Raw genomic sequence first — 20,458 nt, forward strand, 5'->3', positions numbered from 1 at the left:
AAGATGCGTTCGTTTTTCACTACTTCTAACGCACTTATGACCCAATCGAATTCCCGCCGCAAGTTCATCCGTAACTTCTCCCTCGGCACGGTCGCCGTTTCCACCATCTCACTGACCGCCTGTGGCGGGGGCGATTCGGATGACCGCTCGGTCAGCTTCGCGCATGGGGTGGCCAGCGGCGACCCGCTGGCCGACCGTGTCATCCTGTGGACCCGCGTCACTGCAACCGGGTCGGGCGACCTGGATGTGGGCTGGGAGATCGCGGAGGACAGCGACTTCACCAAGCCTGTCGCATCCGGCATCGTCACCACCGGCGCGGCCCAGGACTATACGGTGAAGGTGGACGCGACCGGCCTGGCAGCCAACCGCGGCTACTACTACCGTTTCGGCTCCCATGGAGTGCTGTCGCCGGTGGGCCGCACCAAGACCCTGCCGACCGGCAGCGTGTCGCGCGTGCGCTTTGCCGTGTTCAGCTGCTCGAACTACCCTGCCGGCTACTTCAACGTGTATGCCGATGCCGCCAAGTTCGACGACATCGACGTCGGCCTGCACCTGGGCGACTACATCTACGAGTATGCGGCCGGCGGTTACGCGTCGCAGAACGCCGCGAGCATGGGCCGCGTGTCCCAGCCGGCCAATGAAATCATCACCCTGTCGGATTACCGCCTGCGCTACCAGCAATACCGCAGCGATCCGGACCTGCAGGCCGTGCATGCGCGCATGCCCTTCATTACCGTATGGGATGACCACGAGCTGACCAACGATACCTGGCGCGACGGCGCGGAAAACCACGACCCGGCTACCGAGGGCCTGTGGGCCGGACGCCGCCAGATGGCGATCCAGGCTTATCACGAATGGATGCCGATCCGCCAGCCCGATCCGGCACGCCCCGAGCGCATCTACCGCTCCTTCGACTTCGGCAACCTGCTGTCGCTGCACATGCTCGATACCCGCGTGATCGGCCGCGACAAGCAACTGGCTTATGCCAATTACGTGGGAGCGGACCGCAGCTTCAACGGCGCGGCCTTCCTGGCAGACGTCTCGGCCCCGGGGCGCCAGCTGATGGGCGCCGAGCAGACCGCCTGGCTGCAGAGCCAGATGAGCAAGTCGAAGGCCACTTGGCAAGTGCTGGGCCAGCAGGTGCTGATGGCGCGGATGCTGCTGCCGGCGCCGATGGTGCTGGGCACCGTGGGCTACGCGGCGTACTTTGCCATCGCGGCCAAGGTGCGCGCCGGGGTGGCCCTGAGTGCTACGGAACAGCAGCAGCTGGCAGCGACGCCGATTCCCTACAACCTCGACGCCTGGGACGGCTACCAGGCCGCACGCGAAACGGTGCTGAACATGGCGCGCACGCTCGACAAGAACCTGGTCGTGCTGGCCGGCGACACGCACAACGCATGGGCCAGCGACCTGCTCGACGCTGGCGGACAGCCGGTGGGCGTTGAATTCGGCGTGCCGTCCGTGACCTCGCCGGGCTTCGAAACTTACTTTCCGACCTACGATCCGGCGACAATCGCCACCAGCATGGAACAACTGATCGGTCCGCTGCAATACGCCGAGACCGCATCGCGCGGCTTCGTCGTGCTGACGGTCACGCCGTCCGAAACCCGCGCCGAATATCGCTACGTCGACACCATCCGGTCGAAGACCTACAAGGCATCGGTCAGGAAGACGCTGCGCACCTTGCCTGGACCGGCCAGCCGGAAGATCCTGGCGGCGTGATCGTGCCGAGGCCGCTGCCCTGGCGCTGTGCGCCGGGGCAGCGGCCGCCTGCTTTCTCGTGCAGTGAGCTCGCGGCGTCGCCCTCGCCGCCGGGTCTTGCACGCCACACTCCCGTAATCCACGCGTTAATTCCGTAAGCAAATGCAAAATTCAGGCCTTCCTCAGAATGGGGAGCCGAAAAAGTGGTAATCTCCCGGCGTTTGCTCAATCACTGTGGAAGGAAACCTATGCGTTCTCTGCGTTTTGCCCTTATCGCCGCCACCATGGTCGCCAGTACCGCGTTCGCGTCGCCAGCCGACCCGAAGAACGGCGTGGACTATCAGACCCTGGCCGCGCCGCAGCCGGTCCAGGCGACGGGCAAGAAGGTCGAGGTCATCGAATTCTTCGCGTACCACTGCCCGGCCTGCAACATGCTGGAACCGACCCTCAACCAATGGATCAAGAAGCAGGGCGACAACATTGTCATGCGCAAGATCCCGCTGCCTTTCCAGGGACCGATGGATCCGGAAGCACGCCTGTATCTGACGCTCGAGGCGATGGGCAAGCTCGACCAGTACCACCCGCGCGTGTTCCAGGCCGTGCACGTCCAGCGCCAGCGCCTGATGAAGGATGACCAGATCATCGAGTGGGCGGTCAAGAGCGGCCTCGACAAGGCCAAGTTCATGGAAACCTGGAACTCGTTCGGCGTGACCACCAAGCTGCGTCGCCTGCAACAGGTGGCGGCAGCCTACAAGGTCAGCGGCACCCCGACCATCGTCATCGACGGCAAGTACGTGGTGTCGCCAGGCCAGGTGGGCGAAGCCAACAAGATCCAGGATGGCGCCCAGGTGTTGCAGGCGACCACCCAGGTCATGGACGCACTCGTTGCAAGGGCAGCCAAAACCAAATGAGCAATGACGTCGAACGCGAAGTCCTCAAGATGTACGATGGGTCACGGCCCAACGAGGACGACCTGTTTGAGACCAGCAGTGTGAACCACATCGCGTGGTCGCTGGCGGTGTTCTTCGCGGGCATCGCCGTCTGGCTCGCCATTGCCCTCGTCAATGCCGAGAACCAGCGCTACGCCTTGATGACCAACAAGTGTCCCGATCCGCTCTTCAAGGGCGGCATCGACAAGACATGTCTCGTGACCGTGCGCTCGCGCGACCACTGGTGGGAACACCTGTGGCACGCGGTGACGCACGTGCATGCGCGGCCCGAGCAGAGCGGCCGCTGATACGCCTGCGCTGGCCCTACGGGGTCAGCGCCTTCCTTTCCTGCAAAGACAGCACCTGTACCGGCTTCACCGGCTCGCTCGTCTGCGGCCGGAAGAAGGGATTCTCCCGGTAGCCGCCGCCCAGGCGCGCCTTCACGATCATCGTTCCGATCTTGCACACGGCCCAGGCCGTGCTCAGGCCGCTCGACGCCACCGGCGAGCTGGCCGACTGCGTCTCGACCCGGCAGCGCAGCGGCCCGAGTTGACGTTCGAGTTCCGCATCCGGCGCATCCAGGCAGGCTCGCACCAGGCCGACGTAAGAAGTGCGCGGATCGCGCGGCGTGTTGCCGATCGGCGTACGGCAGCAGCTGGCGTACCAGCGGTATATTCCCTTCGGGCCGAGCGACATGCAGGCCAGGTGCTCGAGGCCGGCGTCGAAGCGCACGGCGGCAGGCAGGGTGGCGGCCACCTCGGTGCCCCCGGCAGTATCCAGCACGCCGGTACCGAGGAAATGGCCGTAGGCCTGGCAATCCTTGCAATAGCAGACGGCGCGCGCGGCCACGCGCCCCGGGTCGACCTGGCCGCGCAGCTGGCCGCAGCGGCAGCGTAGAGCGATCGTCATGTCTGTCCTCCATTCAGTCGCGCCATTGTGTCATGCTGGTGTTCCGCCGTGATCGTCTCACGTGGGAAGGGTGAGCACGAAGCGCGCCCCGCCCAGCGGCGAGCTGTCCGCGCGCAGGCTGCCGCCGTGCAGCGCCACTGCCTTGCGGGCGATCGACAGGCCGAGACCGAAACCGCCGGTGGCGCGGTCGCGGCTGCGATCGAGCCGGTAGAACGGGTCGAATATTTTCTCGCGCTCCTCGAGCGGGATGCCGGGGCCGTCGTCGTCGACCGCAATCTCGACGGCGCCGTCGGTGCGCGTCGCGGAGAGCAGGATGCGGCTGCCCGCATACTTCTGCGCGTTGCGCAGCAGGTTGCACACGGCGCGCGCCAGCAGGCGGCGGTCGAGCTCCAGCCCGCCCAGGTCCTCGGACAGCAGGCAGTCGAGCGTGTGCGGCGAGGGCGGCAGCATCTCCAGGCACTCGTGCAGTATCGCGCCGAGCCGGACCGGCTCGATCTGCAGCGTGCGCGTGCTGTCGAGCTTGCTCATGTCGAGCAGCTCATTGACCAGGGAATTCAGTTCACGCAGGTCGCCTTCCATCGCCCTGACACGCTTGCTCAGGTCGGGATCCCTGGCGCGCGCGTCGAGCAGCTCGAGGCCGAATTCGAGCCGCGCGATCGGCGTGCGCAGTTCGTGCGACACCGAGTGCAACAGGCTTTTCTGCGCTTCCAGCAGGTCTTCGATGCGGTCGGCCATGTGGTTGATGCGCTCGGCCAGCGGATAGATCGAGGCCGAGGGCTTCATCTGCGAGCGCGCGCTCAGCTTGCCGCTGCCGAATTCGTCCGCCATGCGCGACAGCGACTGCAGGCCCTGCCAGTGCGAGCGCGACCACAGCGCAATCGGCACCAGCAGCGCCACCGCCACGATCACGTAGCGCAGCGCTTCCATCTTGAGCGCCTGCCCGATGTCGACCGGCAGGTCCTGCGCATGCAGGACTTCCTCGTGGCTGCCGATGTAGCGTTCGCCGTCGAGGTCCACGCGGCGGTAGAAGCTGCGATTGGCGGGGTCGAGCACCAGCTCGCCGCGGTCGAGCAGCGCGCGCTGGCCGGCGGGCAGGACGCTGCGTGCCTGCGCCAGCGGAATCAGGTCGTAGCGCACGTCCGACACGATGCGGACGTTGTTCAGGCGCGCCAGCCATTCGTCGGGCGGGGCCTGGTCGACGTACTGTTCGAGCAGGAAGATCTGGCCCGCAGCCTGGCGGCGTGCGATGTCCTCGAGCGGATCCCCGAACAGCCGGCTGAAGGCGAAATAAATCACGAAGGTGGCCGCCGTGATCGATAGCATGACCAGCACGAAGAAACGGAAGAATATCCGGTTCACGTGCCCATCCCGCACAACCCACGGTTACGAAATGCTGCCCAACACATAGTATCTCCTTGGCAGCATTGTATAGGAGCAAAGGTCTCTTAGGTATCTTCCTGCTGGCTTCCGACCTTACAAATTGACGACAATTCCTCGACAGTTCGAGGGGGAATATCGACCCGGGAATTCTTACTATGCTCAACATCAGGTCAAGGATTATCTGGTTTTCCGTTTGCCCGCCTGATATGCGAGTGTCGGCGGGTTTTTTTATTCCTAAGGAAACGATCGGTGCACAGCACCGGCGATGCGTGGAGAAAAAGAAGATGAGTAAGCTTGGACGCTCTCTGGTCACTGCCGCCGCCATGGTTGGCGTGGGCGTGACCCTGGCAGCCTGTGGCGGCGGTGGCGCTGAAAACGCTACCGTCATGAAGAACCAGACGGCAGGGCAGGGCATCGCCGTCGGCGAGCCGAATGGCGGCGTCCCGGTCGTTTCCGAGTACATCAAGATGGCCCAGGAAGCATCCTGCGCCTCGACCCGCAATAAGCTGTATGTCGTCGACAGCAAGTATGTGCTGTGGGACCGCGCCGGCAGCTGCGCCGACAATGCGTATGGGACCGTGCTGATGGGCGCGACCCCGCAGGCGGTGCTGTGCTCGTCGGGCGACAGTATCGCCGGCCCGCGCACCAGCTGCACCGACGAAAGCGCACGCGCCCTGTTCGACACCATGCTGAAGAACCTCGACAAGGCCGACCTCGGCCTGGGCGCCGGCCACAAGGTCGAGCCGGTCGGCTTCTTGCCGAAGTCGGGCACCCCGGTCGCTTTCAAGACCATCGTCAGCGAGAGCTTCTCGAACATCGAGACGCCACGCGAAGTCGTGATCAAGGACGCGGCTGCCTGGTCGACGCTGTGGGCTGAACACAGCAAGACCCGTATCGCGGCGCCTGAAGTCGATTTTACGCGCAACATGCTGGTGGCCGTGTTCCAGGGCAGCGGCAACCCGGGCTGCGGCACCTTCGACGTGGTGCATGTCGGATCGAAGGACGGCAAGCTGCTGGTCGAGTACGAAATCCGCGACATGTCGCCGGTGGCAATCTGCCTGGCGGCCGTGACCCAGCCGATGCGGGTGGTCTCGGTGCCGAAGGTCGATGCGCCGGTCGAGTTCCGCAAGATCGTCTCCGACTATCCGAATTTCCAGGCGGTCGAGCCGAACGTCCGTACCGGTATCCACGCGCCGCGCAATGTCGTCGTGCGTGACGAGGCGGCCTGGACCGCCCTGTGGTCCGAGCATGCCGGCAAGGATGTCCCCCTTCCCAAGATCGATTTCAGCAAGAAGATGGTGGTCGGTGTGTTCCGCGGCGCCCAGCCGGACGGCTGCCGCGGCACCTCGATCGGCGCCGTGGACTTCCGTGACGGCAAGCTGAACGTCGTCCACGTCGACACGGTCCCGGGAGAGGGTATCGCCTGCACCATGGCAATCGTCTACCCGGCGGCGTTGGCGATCGTGAACCGCAGCGAAGCCCCGGTGGAATTTATCCGTGAAGTTCGACCCATCCAGTAACAATGGGTGAGAGTTTGGCTTGCCCGACGTAAAATATCGGATTGCCGAACTCTCAGATTGTGAAAGACATGAAAAAGCTTTTCGCCCTGGTCCTGGCTGTCTCGGGAAGCGCCGCAAGCGCACAGACGCCGACCACCAACCCGATGCCCGACGGCAGCCGCGACATGTATGCGGGGCTGGGCGTCGTGTCGGCGCCGCGGTACGAGGGGGCGGACAGCAGGAAAGTCAGGGCATTGCCAGTCCTCCAGGTTCAATGGAGCAATGGCATCTTCATTTCCGGCATGAGCGCGGGAATGCACCTGTCCGCCAGCCCGGTGGTCGAATACGGCCCGCTACTGGCCATCCATCCGCGCCGCAGTGAATCCGGCACCGGCGACGGCGTCGGTAGCGTGGAAGGCTTCACCGCCCTGCTGCCGTCGACGGTGCGCGAGATGCCGAGCGACAATCCGCTCGCCGGCATGGACGAGATCAAGGCGCGCCCGGAGGCCGGCGCGTTTTTCAATGTCTACCTGTCGCCGACATGGCGCCTGACCGGCAGCGTGCTGGCCGGCGCCGGCAGCGACCGTGACGGCGTGCGCGGCGAGATCGGCATCCAGCGCCTCGCGATGCAGCTGGCCCCGCACCACACGGTGTCGGTGTCGGCCGGACTGGGCTTCGCCAACCGCGCCTACCAGCAGAGCTATTTCGGCGTCACCCCCGAGCAAGCCATGAGCAGCGGCAATCGCCTCTACCGCCCGGACGGCGGCCTGAAGGACGTGCGCATCGGCGCGCGCTGGAACTGGGCGCTGTCGCCCTCCTGGATGCTGACCTCGTCCCTGCAGGCGGTCCGCCTGGCGGGCGATGCGCGCCGTAGCCCGCTCGTCGAGCGGCCCGACAACGTGACGGTTTCGACCGCCTTCGCCTACCGGTTCTGATGATGCGACTCGCACACGCCACCGCATGCGTCTGCCTCCTGACCACGGCCAGCCTGGCCGCGGCGCAGGCGCTTGCGCCCGCGTCGGAGTGGGCGAGCTATCGCGATGCCTATCGTAGCGTGGTCGTGTTCGAGAAATACGGCGGCGCCAAGAACCTGCTGCAGAGCCACCTGCAGCTGATTCCGCGCGAAAAAGGGGTACTCGAAGAGGGCGTGCAGCTGGTCCTGGCAGGCAAGACCGTGCAGACCAGCCTCGCGCTCGACGCCTTGGGTCGCGGCGTGCTGCCTTTGGTGAAAGCGGCCTACGACGAGAACGCCGTGCTGGCGCCGAACCGCAAGATCGGTCCGTTCACCCTGCAGCCGCGTGTGACGATCGCGCCGCGTGCGGACAATGTCTACGACACGGACGAGCTGCGTGCCGCCTGCGCCCAGGCGCTGGCCTATGCCCGCCACGTCGACGCCACGGCGCGCTCGCGCCAGTGCGTGGGGGTGCGCATGGTGTTCCCGAAGAAGGGTGTCGAGGCCTCGGTCAAGCTGCGCCGCCCGCAAGGGGAGCAGGCCCTGCCCATTACGCCAGGGCCGGCGTTCAGTGGCGACGTGGATGCCGATTTTCCGGCCGTGAACTACCGCTTTGGCGCCGAGCGTGCGCAGGTGATTACCTATAGCGCGCCGCTGGCGATCGTGCCGCTGCTCGAATGACAGGTTTTTGTAGGGCGGGCGGCTCGTAACTCGGGCATCTAGCCCGAGTTACCCTGCGCGGTGATCGTGAAAGGAAGATGCGTCGTGCTGGTTCTGGCGATCGTTGACCGCGTGGGCGGGAGACCCGCCCACCCTACAGTTCAATTCCACGCAGACGGCGAGAACAGGTAGCCTTCGCCCCACACCGTCTTGATCTTCTCCGAGTCGGTATCCTCGAACTTGCGGCGCAGCTTGGAGATGCAGTTGTCGATGCTGCGGTCCAGGCCATCGAACTCGATGCCGCGCATCTTCTTGAGCAGCGCGTCGCGCGACAGCACCCGGCCGGCGGCTTCGGCCAGCACCAGGAGAAGCTTGTATTCCGTATTCGACAGCACGCAGGGCTCGCCGCGCCAGACCACGCTGCGGTCGGTGGTGACGATGCGCAGCGCGCCGAACTGCAGCACGCGCGCATCCGCGCCGCCCTTGGCCTGGGCGGTGCGCCGCATCAGGGCACGCAGGCGCGCCAGCAGCACGCGCGGCTGCACCGGCTTGTTGACGAAATCGTCGGCGCCCTGTTCCAGGCCCGAGACTTCATCATAGGAGTCCTCGCGCGCGGTCAGGATCAGGATCGGCACTTCGGACAGCTCGCGGATCTGGCGGCAGACCACCATGCCGTCAAGGCCCGGCAGCATCAGGTCGAGCACGACGACATCGGGCGACAGTGCCTTGAAACGCTCCAGCGCCTGGTCGCCGCGAGTAACCAGGTCGACCGCGAATTCATAGCCGGACAGGTATTCGGTGACGAGCTCCGCCAAACGCGCATCGTCTTCCACCAACATCACTCGGTACATGCTTGTATCTCCTTCGCCCGAGATTGTATAGAACTTGTTGCGTAGCAGCACAGCCCCTACAAAGGGGGGACATTCTCTTACAAGTGGTGACATTTGCATGCAGGATGGCTGACAGGCCCTTGGCTGTCTGTCATCCACCGAAAAACTTTACACCACTGGACTCCGCGGCGTCGACCACGCCACAGGTGGAAGACGAGGTGAGCCGAGCGGGGAGCTGCCTCTTGCGGATGGTTCCGGCAGGCCCGAGATCGTGTAAAGTTGTGACGCTCAGTAACAACACGAGATACGAACAACCTGACACGCAATCGGAGACTGCCGGATGATACCTGTACGCCGCCCGCTCGGGCTCACCCTGATCGCCACCTTGTTCCTCGCCACCGCCGCAGCCACGGCGCAGGAAGCCACCGTCGCGCCGCCAGCCGCGATGGTGCTGGAAAACGTGCCGCCGGTACGCGCCGGCCTGGCCAGCCAGGTAGCGAAGTACAACGAATTCAAGCCGACCTCCTACGCCTCCTGGCATCCGACCAGGCTCGAGATGATCGTCTCGCGCCGCCACAACAACACGCCGCAGCTGTTCCGCGTGGCCAAGCCTGGCGCGCCGCTCGAGCTGATGACCGATTATGCCGAGCCGGTACGCTCGGCCCAGTACGAGCCGCGCCATGGCAAGTTCTACGTGTTCGGCCGCGACACCGGCGGCAACGAGGTGTTCCGTGCCTACCGCCGCGACGTCGGAAGCCGTGATGCGACTCCCGTCACGCCGGACAACCGCCGCGTGCAGGACACGGCCTGGGCGAAAAAGAGCGGCAGGCTGCTGTACGTGACGGTCCCGGTGGGCCGCCAGGGCTCGAACGACCAGATCAACTCCACCATCAGCATCGTCGACCCGACCCAGCCGGAAGGGGCGCGGGTGCTGGCCGAGCTGCCGGGCGGCGGCTGGGGCTCCTTCGCGTTCTCGCACGACGAGAAGCAACTGGTGTACAGCGAGTACGTGTCGGCCAACGAATCCTACCTGTGGCTGATGGACGTCGCCAGCGGCAAGAGCCGGCGCCTGACCGAGAAAGGCGGCAAGGGTGAGGAACCGGTCTCCTACGGCAATGCCGTGTTCGCGCGCGACGGCAAGGGCATCTATACGACCAGCGACCGCGGCTCGGAATTCCGGCGCCTCGTCTACATCGACCTGGCCAGCGCCAAGGAGACCGTGCTGACCCCTGGCATCAACTGGGACATCGACGAGTTCGACCTGACCGAAGACGGCAAGCTGCTGGCCTTTGTGGCCAACGAGGACGGCACCAGCGTGCTGCGCATGATGTCTACGCGCGACCGCAAGCTGGTGGCGCAGCCGAAGCTGCCGATGGGCGTCATCGGCCGCATCGAGTGGCACAACAACAGCCGCAACCTGGCGCTGTCGCTGTCCTCGGCGCGCAGTCCGTCGGAGGTCTACAGCATCGATGCGAAGACCGGGGCGGTAACGCGCTGGACCCGGCACGAGAAGATGGATGTGGACATGGACAAGTTCGTCGAGCCTTCGCTGGTGCGCTGGAAGTCCTTCGATGGCCGCGAGATCTCGGGATTCGTCTACCGGCCCCTGGCCAGCAAATTCCCCGGCAAGCGTCCAGTGGTGATCAACATCCACGGCGGTCCGGAAGGGCAGTCCACGCCTGGCTTCCTGGGCCGGAACAACTACTACACGGACGAGATGGGCCTGACCGTCATCTACCCGAACGTGCGCGGCTCGACCGGCTACGGCAAGAGCTTCCTGAAGCTGGACAACGGCAAGCTGCGGGAGGATTCGGTGAAGGACATCGGTGCGCTGCTCGACTGGATCGCGACCCAGCCCGACATGGACGCCTCGCGCGTGGCGGTGGTGGGCGGCTCCTACGGCGGCTACATGACCCTCGCCGTATCGGTCATGTACCCGGAGCGCATCGCCGCGGCGATCGACATCGTCGGCATCTCGAACTTCGTCACCTTCCTCGAGCGCACCGAAAGCTATCGCCGCGACCTGCGCCGCGTGGAGTACGGCGACGAGCGCGATCCGGAAATGCGCAAGTGGATGGAAGCGACGGCGCCGGCCAACAACGCGCATCGGATCAGGAAGCCGCTGTTCGTCGTGCAGGGCAAGAACGACCCGCGCGTGCCGTGGCAGGAGGCGGACCAGATCGTGGCCACGGTGAAGAAGAACGGCACGCCGGTGTGGTACATGACGGCGAACGACGAGGGACATGGCTTCGGCAAGAAGGCGAATGCCGACTACCTGTTCTATTCGACGATCGACTTCTTCAATACCTACCTGCTGAAGTAGGTGGTCGGCTACGCCGACCGCGCGTGCAAACCGTGGATCCTGGCCCGCTCCGTGGTTTGCATTCGTTCGTTGAACGCGCGCACGGCATAGCCGTGCACCCTACGCGGTCGCGATGTATTCCGCGATCGCCTTCCCGACCTCGGTCGTGTTTGCCGCCCCGCCCATATCCGGCGTACGCGGCCCGTTCACCAGGCAATGCTCCATCGCTTGCACGACCGCATCGTGCGCCTCCGTATAGCCTAAAAACTCCAGCATCATCGCCCCCGACCAGATCATGGCGATCGGGTTCGCGATGTTCTTTCCGTAGATATCCGGCGCCGAGCCGTGCACCGGTTCGAACAGCGAGGGGAAGGCCCGCTCGGGGTTCAGGTTGGCCGAGGGCGCGATCCCGATCGTCCCGGTGCAGGCCGGTCCCAGGTCCGACAGGATGTCGCCGAACAGGTTCGAGGCCACCACCACGTCGAAGCGTTCCGGCGACAGCACGAAGCGCGCCGCCAGGATATCGACGTGGTACTTGTCCCAGCGGACATCCGGATAGGACTCTCCCATCGCAGCGACGCGCTCGTCCCAGTACGGCATCGAGATCGCGATGCCGTTCGACTTGGTCGCGGCGGTCAAGTGCTTCTTCGGGCGGCGCTGGGCCAGCTCAAAAGCGTACTTGAGGATGCGGTCGGTGCCGTGGCGGGTGAAAATCGCTTCCTGCAGCACCAGCTCGCGCTCGGTGCCCTCGAACATGCGCCCGCCGACCGCCGAGTATTCGCCCTCGGTGTTTTCCCTCACCACGTAGAAGTCGATGTCGCCCGGTTTTTTATTCGCAAGCGGACAGGGCACGCCCGGCATCAGGCGCACCGGGCGCAGGTTGACGTACTGGTCGAACTCGCGGCGGAATTTCAGGAGCGAGCCCCACAGCGAAATGTGGTCGGGAACGGTGTCGGGCCAGCCGACCGCGCCGAAGAAGATGGCTTCGCAACCGTCGAGCTGCTGTTTCCAATCGTCCGGCATCATCCTGCCGTGCTGGAGGTAGTAGTCGCAGCTGGCCCACTCGAAGGTGACGAACTCCAGCGGGATATCGAACCGCTGCGCAGCCGCCTCGACCACGCGCAGTCCCTCCGGCATGACTTCCTTGCCGATGCCGTCCCCGGCGATCAGGGCGATCCTGTGCTTTTTCATTGCTGGCTCCTGTGCTGATTCATGTCGGTGGTCAGCTTAGCAAGAAAACGCCGCGTTTATAATCCTGTTCAGTGTGGCTTCATGGAACACGAATCGTGAATAATGAAATCGAACATGGCGACCTGCGGGTTTTTGTCGAAGCGGTACGCAAGGGCAGTTTCTCGGCAGCGGCCGAAGCGCTGGGCATGTCCGCGGCCTTCGTCAGCAAGCGCATCGACGTGCTGGAGGCGCAGCTTGCCGTGCGGCTGTTCGAGCGCTCCACGCGCCGCGTCGTCATCACGGAAGAGGGCGAACAGGTCTACGCCAGAGCCCAGCTGATCCTCGAGCAGCTCGACGACATGCTCGACGACGTGTCCGAGCGGCGCCAGGAACCTGCCGGACGGCTGCGCATCTGCAGCAGCTTCGGCTTCGGGCGCAATGTGGTGGCGCCGGTGATCGCCAAGCTGGCGGCAAGCCACCCGAAGCTGCAGATCCGCTTCGAGGTGTTCGACCGGCTGGTCGACACGGTGGCGGAAGGCTTCGACCTGGACGTGCGTATCGGCGACAACCTGCCGCCGCAGCTGGTGGCGCGCAAGCTGATGGATAACCATCGCATCCTGTGTGCTTCACCGGCCTATCTTGCAAAGTACGGCATGCCGAAATCGCTGAAGGAACTCGCCAGCCACCAGTGCCTGGCAATCAAGGAGCGCGACCATCCGTTCGGGACGTGGCGCCTGCGCGGCAAGGCTGGGCAGGAGACCGTACGGGTGTCTGGTGCGCTGTCGACCAACCACGGGGAGATCGCGCTGCGCTGGGCGGTGGAAGGCGCGGGCATCGTGCTGCGCTCGATGTGGGATGCGCGCAGCTACCTGGAAAGCGGTGCGCTGGTACAGGTGCTGCCCGAGTACACGCAGCCGGCCAGTGTGTGGGCCGTGTATCCGCAGCGGCTGGCCAGTTCCGGCCGGGTGCGCGTGTGCGTGGAGTTCCTGTGCCGGCACCTGGCGGAATCGCTGCACGCTTGGAGAGACGTGCCTGGACGGAGCGGAACGAACTAGTGGTCGATGAATACGTGAGAAAACTACGTGACGATGTCCGATGAAATGGAGCCCCGAAATAAAAACGGACTGCAAAGGCGGGCCGTGGTCGGACCGATCAACCCGGCTTTAGGCCATGTTCTGGTTCGAACTTCTCGTTCAAGCACCAGCTTGGTCTGTTCCGCGATCGTGGCGCCCTCGAGGGCGCGAACGCGAAGATCGATGCGAAGGCGCGAGGCTAGCTGGCTGCGTATCGACTCCCTCGGTGTTACGCCACAGGACATTGCTTAATGCATGTCCGCTTTGACAAATTCCACGAAAGACCTGAGTACTGCCGGAATCTGGCGGCGGCTCGGGTAATACAGGTACAGGCCCGGATAAGGTGGGCACCAGTCGCCCAGCACCTGGACCAGGCGTCCAGCGGCAATGTGATCCAGCACCATCTGTTCGAAGACGTAGGCCAGTCCGGCCCCGTTCAGCGCAGCCGTGGTCATCAGGCCGACATCGCCCAGCGTGAGCGGGCCGTCGACCTGCGTCTCGAGTTTGCAGTCCGCCTGTGCGAATTCCCATCGGTACACCAGCCCGCTCGGGAAGCGATGCCGTATGCACGGCAGCCCCAGCAGGTCCTGCGGGTGTTGTGGCGCTGGATACGCAGCGAAAAACGCGGGAGAAGCGACCACCACGGAGCGCATTGGCGGTCCGATCGGAATGGCGACCATGTCGGCTTCCAGGCGCTCTCCGAAACGTACGCCGGCATCGGCGCCGCTGGAAACGATGTCGACCATGGCGTCGTTGTCGAGTATCTCGACTTTTATCTCTGGGAATGCCCGCAAGAATCTCGCGACAAGGGGGAGCAGGACGATGTGCGTCGACGCCCGACCCGACGAAATACGCAGCAGGCCGGTCGGCTTGTCGCGGAAACGGTTCAGGTCTTCGAGGGCGTCGTCGATATCCCGGAATGCCGGCGCCAGGCGGGCGAGAAGGCGACTTCCCGCTTCGGTCAGCGCCACGCTGCGGGTGGTGCGATTGAATAACCTGACCCCGAGTTTTTCTTCGAAACCGCGCAAGGCATGACTCAGGGCCGAAGGCGAGACACCGAGTTCGATCGCCGCCCTGCTCAGGTTCAGCTGCCTGGCGATGGCCAGAAAAATCTCCAGCTCGGAATGGGAAGCGGTTCTCATTGGTGAACGATGCTCACATACCTTTTCCAGATTAAGGCGATTATCACACTAATGCCTTGCGCGTAAAGTGCATTCATCAATCAGGCGGACGAGGGATTTGACCGGGATATCCCGGGCCGCGCCCGAGCCTGGTCTGTCCGTGATGAAAGCACTGATCAATGGAGCGTGAGATGCATAACGATATCGAGGTCCTGGCCAAGCTATGGAAAAGGCAGCCGGGACCGGCCGCCGGCGAACAGCCGGCACGCAGGCGGTGGAGCAGGGCGGAACTGGTGTCGGCCATCGCGTCGCGGCAGTTCGTGCCCTTCTTTCAGCCGAAGGTCGACCTCAAGACCGCCCGGCTCACCGGCGTCGAGGTTCTCACGCGGTGGCGGCATCCCGAGCAGGGAATGCTGCTGCCGTCCGAATTCCTCGAACAACTGGAAGGGCAGGGACTGATCGAACAGCTGACCGATTGCGTGATGGCGCAGGCCCTTTCCTGCGTGTCCGGATGCAAGGTCCATGGACGCGACATCAGCCTGGCACTGAACATCTCGCCGACGACGCTGCAGGCCGCGCATGCGGCCGAGCATCTCGCCGAGCTGGTGGCGGCATCCGGCATGTGCGCCGCGCAGCTGACCATCGAGCTCACCGAAACAGTGGCCTGCGAAACCAGCGCCGCCGTCCACGAATCGCTCATCCGGCTGCGCGAGCTCGGCTTCCAGATCTCGATCGACGATTTCGGGACAGGATATTCTTCCATGAAGCTCCTCAGTACAATGCCTTTTACCGAGCTGAAGATCGACCGCAGCCTGGTGAGCGGCGCAGTGCACGACCCGAAAGCGGCGCTGGTCCTGGAGTCGATCATCCAGCTGGCGGGCAAGCTTCGACTCCGGACCGTGGCCGAAGGGATCGAAACGCGCGAGGATATCGTCCTGCTGCGCGCGCTGGGATGCGAGGTGGGCCAGGGATATTTCCTCGGGCTGCCGATGTCCCACCTGCACTTCCTCAGGAGTCTCGAGGCTGGCAGGACCCCGATCGCCACCGGACAGGCGGCTGATTAATGTTCTCCCAAATGTTCTCCCAAATGTTCTCCCTGAGTGACGTTGTTGCGCACCAGGTCGCGCGCCGAATACAGGCCATGAACACGTTCGATCGAGAACCGGTCGCTGTCGCGCTGGCGCACCTCGCTCATGAGCTGCTGGTGCACGGAGGCTTCGACCTGCAACAGGTCCAGCGCCTTGTCCGCCAGGGCAAGCGCGGACTCGAAGGTTTCCCGTACCTGCCAGTCCACCCCGGCGTGCGCCAGCTCGATCGCGTGTTCCCTGTCGTAGGCACGCGCCAGCACGGGAATGGCGGGGAAGGCGCTCTTGGCAATTTCGACGATCTTGGTCGCGCTTGCGCGGTCGTCGATCGCAACGACGATGAGCCCGGCGTCCTGCGCACCGGCGGCGTGCAGGATGTCGAGCCGGCTGCCGTCTCCGTAGTACACCTTGAATCCGAACGCCTCGAGGTCGAGGATGGCCTGGGTGCTTGCCTCGATGATGGAGACCGTCGCGCCGCTCGCCAGGAGGGGCTGGCTGACAATCTGCCCGAAGCGCCCGAACCCGATCAGGAGCACCTTGGCCGACAGGTTCCCGGGTGGCTGGATGCCTGCGGCCGGCTGCGCCGGCTTGGGCATCAGGAGGTCGTACAGGTAGATCAGGAAGGGCGTCAGGATCATCGACGCGATGATGGCGCTGGTGAGGATGGCGTTCGCCTCGGCATCGATGATGCCGGCCTCGGTTGCCGCGGCGTACAGCACGAAGGCGAATTCCCCGCCCTGGGCCATGAGCACCGCCCGCCCGATGGCTTCCCGGTTCTCCAGTTTGAACAGGCGCGCCACGACATAGATGGCCGCCATTTTCAGCAGCATGTAGGCCGCGACGAGCAGGGCGACCGCGTTCCAGTTCCCGGCGATGACCGCCAGGTCCAGGGCCATGCCGACGCTCAGGAAAAACAGGCCGAGCAGGATACCCCGGAAAGGCTCGATGTCCGCCTCGAGCTGGTGGCGGAAGGCCGACTCCGACAGCAGCACCCCGGCCAGGAAGGCCCCCATGGCCATGGACAGTCCTCCGAGCTGCATGGCATAGGCGGAGCCCAGCACGACGAACAGGGCGGCGGCGGCCATGACTTCGCGGGCATGAGCCTTGCCGAGAAACCTGAAGACCGGATTGAGCAGGTAGCGCCCCGCCAGTACCACCGCCGCCAGGGCGGCCAGCCCGGCGCCGACCGCCCCTATCCTTCCGCCGGCCGCCATGCCCGTTTCCTGGGGAGCCAGCAGGGCGACGATTGCGAGCAGCGGCACGATGGCCATGTCTTCCAGCAGCAGGATGGCGATCGTGCGGCGGCCGCGCGGCAATCCCCGCACATGGCGCTCTTCCAGTATCTGCATGACGATCGCCGTGGAGGTGAGCACGAACCCGGTCCCGGCGACGAAGCTTTGGGCAAAGGGGAAGCCCAGCGCCATGCCGAAGCCGGTCAACAGGGCGCTGCAGATCCCGACCTGGGCGAAGCCGAGACCGAAGATCTCGCCGCGCATGGCCCACAGACGCGATGGCTGCATCTCCAGGCCGATGACGAACAGGAACAGGACGACGCCCAGTTCGGCGATGTGGAGGATGGATGCGGGATCGGCAATGATCCCGAACCCGTAGGGGCCGATGACGATGCCGGCCGCAAGGTAGCCGGTCACCGAGCCGAGGCCGAGGCGCTTGAAGAGCGGGACGGCAAGTACGGCTGCTCCGAGCAGGACGAGGACAGGCAGGAGGTCGACGCCCGCATGTGCCGGAACGCCCGCGGTCTCCGAAATCGCACTCACGGATGCCTCCTGTGCCGGGTGGGGAAACATGCATGCCGCTGCCCGGCGTGTGGCATGCGGCAGGACCTCTTGCACCTATCTGGAGGCGGTCGGCCTGACCCGCGTCCAGAGGTCATTGAACTCGATCGGGTCGAAGAAGGCAACGACGCGTACCGCCTTCCCGCCCTCCATGTCCATGATCCAGGTGTAGGTATTCTTGTAGGGCTTGCCGTCGGTCGCGGTGCCCTGCGCATCGAAGTAGACGATGACCGTGTCGCCGTCGGCATACAAGCCGCGGACCACCGGCTTGAGCGGCTTGCTCATGCGGGCGTTGAACGGCTGGATGACCTCGCTCATGAATGCCGCCTTGTCCGGATAGGTCTTCGACGCCAGCGTCTTGCCGACGATGGTCCACTCGGCCCTGTCAGCCAGCAGGTCGAAGGGCCGTCCGGTGCCGGCGGCCCAGCCGTCGAATGCCGCTTGCACGAGCGCCTTGTTGTTTTTTTCGGTATCGGAATACACGTTTCCTCCTTGTTCGCCTGCCGCAGCAGGCAGCGCGAGCGCGGCCGACAGGAGCAGGGCCGCGGGCGCAAACGGGGACTTGGTCAATGATGGCTTGAGGCCGATACGCATGATGGCTCCTGGTGAAGTCGAAGGGGTGCAGGCCGGACTGCCTGCACCATCGCGCTTGCTCAGATCTGGTTTTCCCAGGCCTGGATCTGGTGCTGCTTGAGCATGTCCTCGATCTTCTTGGGCATCACGTTGCGGAACTTGCCGGTATCGGCGGGAACGACCTCGATCATCGTGTCGATCATTTCCCTGGCGTCCATCCTGCCTTCGGGCGTGGCGAAGAAATCGTCGAATCCCTTGCGCAGCGCGGCCAGGTCGGTCAGGTGCTTTTTCGGATCCAGCCAACGGAAGGGGTTGTCGGCCATGGTCTCGTTGTACCCGGTGTAGTAGGCGCCCGGGTTGATCGTCTGGATCTTGATGCCGTACGAAGCGAGTTCCTGCTGCAGGGCCTCGGCGATCGATTCGAGGGCGTGCTTGGTCGACACATAGGTGCCCCAGTTGGCCGGCGTGAACAGTCCGCCCATCGACGAGGTGAACACGACCTTCTTGCCCCGCGCGCTGCCTTCGTCGATCCACTTGCGCACGACCCGTTGGGTCAGCACCAGCGGAAGGAACACATTCACGTCGAAATTCTTGCGCACCAGGTCGATGGGGATCTCCCACACGGGGCCGGCCTCGCCCATGCCGGCGTTGTTCCACAGGATGTCATAGTCCCAGGTCACGGCCTGGTCGATGTCGTAGGGATCGGTCAGGTCGAGGCGGGCGACCTTGATCCGGTCCTTCAGGCCGAGCCGCTCGACCTCCTCGCGCAAGGGTGTGACCTGCGATGCCACGTGGACCGTGGCGATGATCTTGTGGCCATTGCGCGCCATGCCGATGGCGGCGCCATGCCCGAAGCCACCGGCCGAACCGGTGATGAGGATCGTTTTGGACATGTCAGGATTCCTTTCATGGCTGTTGTCGTGTCATCAAACTGGAAATCAGAGGAGCACGGCTGCCGCACCCGCCTGCGCAATCTCCCTGTCCTGGGATACCGCTCCGCCGGAGACGCCGACGGCCCCGATCAGGCTTCCGTCCGGCGCCTTGAGCGAGATGCCGCCAGCGAATGGCATCAGGCCGCCGTTGCTGTGTTCGAGGCCAGGGGCGGGCGCGCCGGGCTTGCAGTATTCCCAGACGTCTTCGCTGTTGCAGGAGAAGAGTGCCGCGGTACGCGCCTTGCCGATCGCGATATCGATGGAGCCAATCGGCGCGTGATCCATCCGGTACAGGGCTTTCAGGTGACAGCCTGCGTCGAGGACGCTGATGATGACCGGGACACCGAGTTCCCGTGCCCTGGATTCGGCGCGCGCGATGACCGCCTGCGCCTGCTCGATTGTCACTTGCATTCGCTACCTCCTTTCGTGAGTGAGAGTCACGTTGCTTACCCTAATCAAGGTAATGTCTCGGAGTCATGCATATGCATTGCGCATAATGTGTGGCAAAAAAATAAAGAGCCTGAATCAGGATAATCGCTATCAAGGGAAAATCAAGAACGGCGGAGGGACAAGCCCGAGGTGCTGCCTGGCTTGTCCCCCGTTTCCCTTACGGCGCTGGCACCGCGGCGTCGTGGTCGGTGGACAGGGCCACCGCCATCCATTCCTCCAGTTCGCGCTCGACCACGCGGTTCTTTTCACGCAGGCGCGCAACGGTGTCGCTGCCCAGCGGCAGCCGCACCGGCGGTCGGACGGCGTCCGCCAGCAGCAGCATGGCAACGGCAAGCTTGTACGGGTCGCCCGGCTGCTGGTGGTTGGCCTCGGCGGCATGGCCGCGCATGGCGCCGACCGTGGCCGCATAGTCGTCGATCACGGCCGCCGTGGACGAGAGCGAGCTGGCATCCAGGAAGTCGGTGCGGAAGAAGCCCGGTTCCACGACGGTCGCGTGGATGCCGAGGGGCTGGAGTTCCTGCGCCAGCGCTTCGGTGATGCCTTCCACCGCAAACTTGGTCGAGCCGTACACCCCCCAGCCCGGGTAGGCCATGTAGCCGCCGATCGAGGAGATATTGATGACGTGGCCGCTGCGCTGCCTGCGCATCACCGGCAGCACGGCGCGCGTCACATTCAGCAGGCCGAAGACGTTCGTTTCATACAACCGGCGCACCTCCTCGGCGGAGGATTCTTCCACGGCGCCCAGCAGGCCATAGCCGGCGTTGTTGACGAGGACGTCGATGCGCCCGAAGCGCGCGGTCGCCTGCGTGACGGCTTGTGCGGCGGCGTGTTCGTCGGTGACGTCCAAGGGCAGCGCCAGCAGCCGAGGATGTTCGCCGAGCACCCGCAGGACCGATTGCGGCTGGCGCGCCGTCGCCACGACATTGTCGCCGCGTGCCAGGGCAAGCCGTGCGATGAGAAGACCGAAGCCGCGCGAAGCGCCGGTGATCAACCAGGTTTTCATGTTCATTCCTTTCGTGGGTGGTTGGGAATGAGGGCAGTGTAGGGAGGATCCACCTGCTAAACTAGTGAGGGTAAAGCTGATTGATTTTCACCTTCT

19 protein-coding genes are annotated in these 20,458 nt (G+C 64.5%); 9 read left to right on the forward strand and 10 right to left on the reverse strand.

Features of this window, described 5'->3' with window-relative positions; all coding sequences use genetic code 11:
* Nucleotides 1-36: 36 nt before the first annotated feature.
* From MA09_RS20445 to MA09_RS20455, 3 genes are all read left to right on the forward strand, one after another.
* Nucleotides 37-1,722 carry an alkaline phosphatase gene (locus MA09_RS20445; RefSeq protein ID WP_036252619.1) on the forward strand — a complete coding sequence of 562 codons (1,686 nt, stop codon included), beginning with the start codon at nucleotides 37-39 and terminating at the stop codon, nucleotides 1,720-1,722.
* A 227-nt stretch (nucleotides 1,723-1,949) separates the two neighbouring features.
* A complete protein-coding gene (locus MA09_RS20450; protein ID WP_036252620.1) occupies nucleotides 1,950-2,612 on the forward strand; it encodes a thiol:disulfide interchange protein DsbA/DsbL in 663 nt (220 codons plus the stop codon).
* Nucleotides 2,609-2,938, forward strand: coding sequence for a hypothetical protein (locus MA09_RS20455; protein ID WP_036252621.1), 330 nt, complete (start codon nucleotides 2,609-2,611; stop codon nucleotides 2,936-2,938). Before MA09_RS20450 ends, MA09_RS20455 begins: the two co-directional genes overlap by 4 nt.
* Before the next feature lie 16 nt (nucleotides 2,939-2,954).
* Here MA09_RS20455 and MA09_RS20460 read toward each other — a convergent pair whose 3' ends face one another.
* Nucleotides 2,955-3,539, reverse strand: a complete 585-nt coding sequence (locus MA09_RS20460) for a DUF6151 family protein (protein ID WP_036252622.1) — start codon at nucleotides 3,537-3,539, stop codon at nucleotides 2,955-2,957.
* A gap of 57 nt (nucleotides 3,540-3,596) precedes the next feature.
* Entirely contained in the window at nucleotides 3,597-4,898 is a 1,302-nt protein-coding gene (locus tag MA09_RS20465) for an ATP-binding protein (protein WP_036252624.1), read from the reverse strand.
* A 305-nt stretch (nucleotides 4,899-5,203) separates the two neighbouring features.
* Here MA09_RS20465 and MA09_RS20470 point away from each other — a divergent pair, with 305 nt between their 5' ends.
* The 3 genes from MA09_RS20470 to MA09_RS20480 all read left to right on the forward strand — a co-directional run bounded on the left by MA09_RS20470 (nucleotide 5,204) and on the right by MA09_RS20480 (nucleotide 8,051).
* Nucleotides 5,204-6,439, forward strand: a complete 1,236-nt coding sequence (locus MA09_RS20470) for a protease complex subunit PrcB family protein (RefSeq protein WP_152594742.1) — start codon at nucleotides 5,204-5,206, stop codon at nucleotides 6,437-6,439.
* 68 nt (nucleotides 6,440-6,507) lie between these two features.
* Complete coding sequence (locus tag MA09_RS20475; protein ID WP_036252629.1) at nucleotides 6,508-7,353, forward strand: MipA/OmpV family protein; 846 nt, start codon at nucleotides 6,508-6,510, stop codon at nucleotides 7,351-7,353.
* Complete coding sequence (locus tag MA09_RS20480; protein ID WP_036252631.1) at nucleotides 7,353-8,051, forward strand: hypothetical protein; 699 nt, start codon at nucleotides 7,353-7,355, stop codon at nucleotides 8,049-8,051. Before MA09_RS20475 ends, MA09_RS20480 begins: the two co-directional genes overlap by 1 nt.
* A 140-nt stretch (nucleotides 8,052-8,191) precedes the next feature.
* On the opposite strand, the gene MA09_RS20485 is transcribed toward MA09_RS20480, so the two are convergent.
* Entirely contained in the window at nucleotides 8,192-8,881 is a 690-nt protein-coding gene (locus MA09_RS20485) for a response regulator transcription factor (RefSeq protein WP_036252638.1), read from the reverse strand.
* A 319-nt stretch (nucleotides 8,882-9,200) separates the two neighbouring features.
* On the opposite strand from MA09_RS20485, the gene MA09_RS20490 reads away from it, so the two are divergent.
* Nucleotides 9,201-11,183, forward strand: a complete 1,983-nt coding sequence (locus MA09_RS20490; RefSeq protein ID WP_081897726.1) for a S9 family peptidase — start codon at nucleotides 9,201-9,203, stop codon at nucleotides 11,181-11,183.
* 99 nt (nucleotides 11,184-11,282) lie between these two features.
* Here the strand turns inward: MA09_RS20490 and MA09_RS20495 are convergent, their stop codons facing one another.
* Entirely contained in the window at nucleotides 11,283-12,353 is a 1,071-nt protein-coding gene (locus MA09_RS20495) for a tartrate dehydrogenase (protein ID WP_036252640.1), read from the reverse strand.
* A 95-nt stretch (nucleotides 12,354-12,448) separates the two neighbouring features.
* Between MA09_RS20495 and MA09_RS20500 the strand changes: the two genes are divergently transcribed.
* On the forward strand, nucleotides 12,449-13,387 hold the full coding sequence (locus MA09_RS20500; RefSeq protein ID WP_051933656.1) for a LysR substrate-binding domain-containing protein: 939 nt from the start codon (nucleotides 12,449-12,451) through the stop codon (nucleotides 13,385-13,387).
* Between the two features lie 266 nt (nucleotides 13,388-13,653).
* On the opposite strand, the gene MA09_RS20505 is transcribed toward MA09_RS20500, so the two are convergent.
* Nucleotides 13,654-14,547 carry a LysR family transcriptional regulator gene (locus MA09_RS20505; RefSeq protein WP_036252644.1) on the reverse strand — a complete coding sequence of 298 codons (894 nt, stop codon included), beginning with the start codon at nucleotides 14,545-14,547 and terminating at the stop codon, nucleotides 13,654-13,656.
* 170 nt (nucleotides 14,548-14,717) lie between these two features.
* Between MA09_RS20505 and MA09_RS20510 the strand changes: the two genes are divergently transcribed.
* Nucleotides 14,718-15,590 (forward strand): EAL domain-containing protein, encoded by an 873-nt coding sequence (locus MA09_RS20510; protein WP_051933657.1) that lies wholly within the window; start codon nucleotides 14,718-14,720, stop codon nucleotides 15,588-15,590.
* Here the strand turns inward: MA09_RS20510 and MA09_RS20515 are convergent.
* The 5 genes from MA09_RS20515 to MA09_RS20535 form a co-directional block, all read right to left on the reverse strand.
* Nucleotides 15,587-17,386, reverse strand: coding sequence for a monovalent cation:proton antiporter-2 (CPA2) family protein (locus tag MA09_RS20515; protein ID WP_229440798.1), 1,800 nt, complete (start codon nucleotides 17,384-17,386; stop codon nucleotides 15,587-15,589). The genes MA09_RS20510 and MA09_RS20515 overlap by 4 nt on opposite strands.
* A 75-nt stretch (nucleotides 17,387-17,461) precedes the next feature.
* Nucleotides 17,462-17,998, reverse strand: a complete 537-nt coding sequence (locus MA09_RS20520) for a nuclear transport factor 2 family protein (RefSeq protein WP_036252646.1) — start codon at nucleotides 17,996-17,998, stop codon at nucleotides 17,462-17,464.
* 59 nt (nucleotides 17,999-18,057) lie between these two features.
* Complete coding sequence (locus MA09_RS20525; RefSeq protein WP_036252647.1) at nucleotides 18,058-18,870, reverse strand: SDR family oxidoreductase; 813 nt, start codon at nucleotides 18,868-18,870, stop codon at nucleotides 18,058-18,060.
* 45 nt (nucleotides 18,871-18,915) lie between these two features.
* Nucleotides 18,916-19,320 carry a heme-binding protein gene (locus tag MA09_RS20530; RefSeq protein ID WP_036252649.1) on the reverse strand — a complete coding sequence of 135 codons (405 nt, stop codon included), beginning with the start codon at nucleotides 19,318-19,320 and terminating at the stop codon, nucleotides 18,916-18,918.
* A 196-nt stretch (nucleotides 19,321-19,516) separates the two neighbouring features.
* Nucleotides 19,517-20,362 (reverse strand): oxidoreductase, encoded by an 846-nt coding sequence (locus tag MA09_RS20535; protein ID WP_036252651.1) that lies wholly within the window; start codon nucleotides 20,360-20,362, stop codon nucleotides 19,517-19,519.
* Between the last annotated feature and the right edge of the window lie 96 nt (nucleotides 20,363-20,458).

It is taken from the genome of Massilia sp. BSC265 (genome assembly GCF_000740675.1).
Classification (GTDB): Bacteria; Pseudomonadota; Gammaproteobacteria; order Burkholderiales; family Burkholderiaceae_D; genus Telluria.

Bases quoted from the DNA above. Each gene is read 5' to 3' on its own strand.
- MA09_RS20480 (WP_036252631.1), top strand. From the start codon at position 7,353: ATGATGCGACTCGCACACGCCACCGCATGCGTCTGCCTCCTGACCACG.
- MA09_RS20530 (WP_036252649.1), bottom strand. From the start codon at position 19,320: ATGCAAGTGACAATCGAGCAGGCGCAGGCGGTCATCGCGCGCGCCGAA.
- MA09_RS20460 (WP_036252622.1), bottom strand. From the start codon at position 3,539: ATGACGATCGCTCTACGCTGCCGCTGCGGCCAGCTGCGCGGCCAGGTC.
- MA09_RS20490 (WP_081897726.1), top strand. From the start codon at position 9,201: ATGATACCTGTACGCCGCCCGCTCGGGCTCACCCTGATCGCCACCTTG.
- MA09_RS20535 (WP_036252651.1), bottom strand. From the start codon at position 20,362: ATGAAAACCTGGTTGATCACCGGCGCTTCGCGCGGCTTCGGTCTTCTC.
- MA09_RS20495 (WP_036252640.1), bottom strand. From the start codon at position 12,353: ATGAAAAAGCACAGGATCGCCCTGATCGCCGGGGACGGCATCGGCAAG.
- MA09_RS20505 (WP_036252644.1), bottom strand. From the start codon at position 14,547: ATGAGAACCGCTTCCCATTCCGAGCTGGAGATTTTTCTGGCCATCGCC.
- MA09_RS20450 (WP_036252620.1), top strand. From the start codon at position 1,950: ATGCGTTCTCTGCGTTTTGCCCTTATCGCCGCCACCATGGTCGCCAGT.
- MA09_RS20520 (WP_036252646.1), bottom strand. From the start codon at position 17,998: ATGCGTATCGGCCTCAAGCCATCATTGACCAAGTCCCCGTTTGCGCCC.
- MA09_RS20455 (WP_036252621.1), top strand. From the start codon at position 2,609: ATGAGCAATGACGTCGAACGCGAAGTCCTCAAGATGTACGATGGGTCA.
- MA09_RS20470 (WP_152594742.1), top strand. From the start codon at position 5,204: ATGAGTAAGCTTGGACGCTCTCTGGTCACTGCCGCCGCCATGGTTGGC.
- MA09_RS20510 (WP_051933657.1), top strand. From the start codon at position 14,718: ATGCATAACGATATCGAGGTCCTGGCCAAGCTATGGAAAAGGCAGCCG.
- MA09_RS20485 (WP_036252638.1), bottom strand. From the start codon at position 8,881: ATGTACCGAGTGATGTTGGTGGAAGACGATGCGCGTTTGGCGGAGCTC.
- MA09_RS20445 (WP_036252619.1), top strand. From the start codon at position 37: ATGACCCAATCGAATTCCCGCCGCAAGTTCATCCGTAACTTCTCCCTC.
- MA09_RS20525 (WP_036252647.1), bottom strand. From the start codon at position 18,870: ATGTCCAAAACGATCCTCATCACCGGTTCGGCCGGTGGCTTCGGGCAT.
- MA09_RS20475 (WP_036252629.1), top strand. From the start codon at position 6,508: ATGAAAAAGCTTTTCGCCCTGGTCCTGGCTGTCTCGGGAAGCGCCGCA.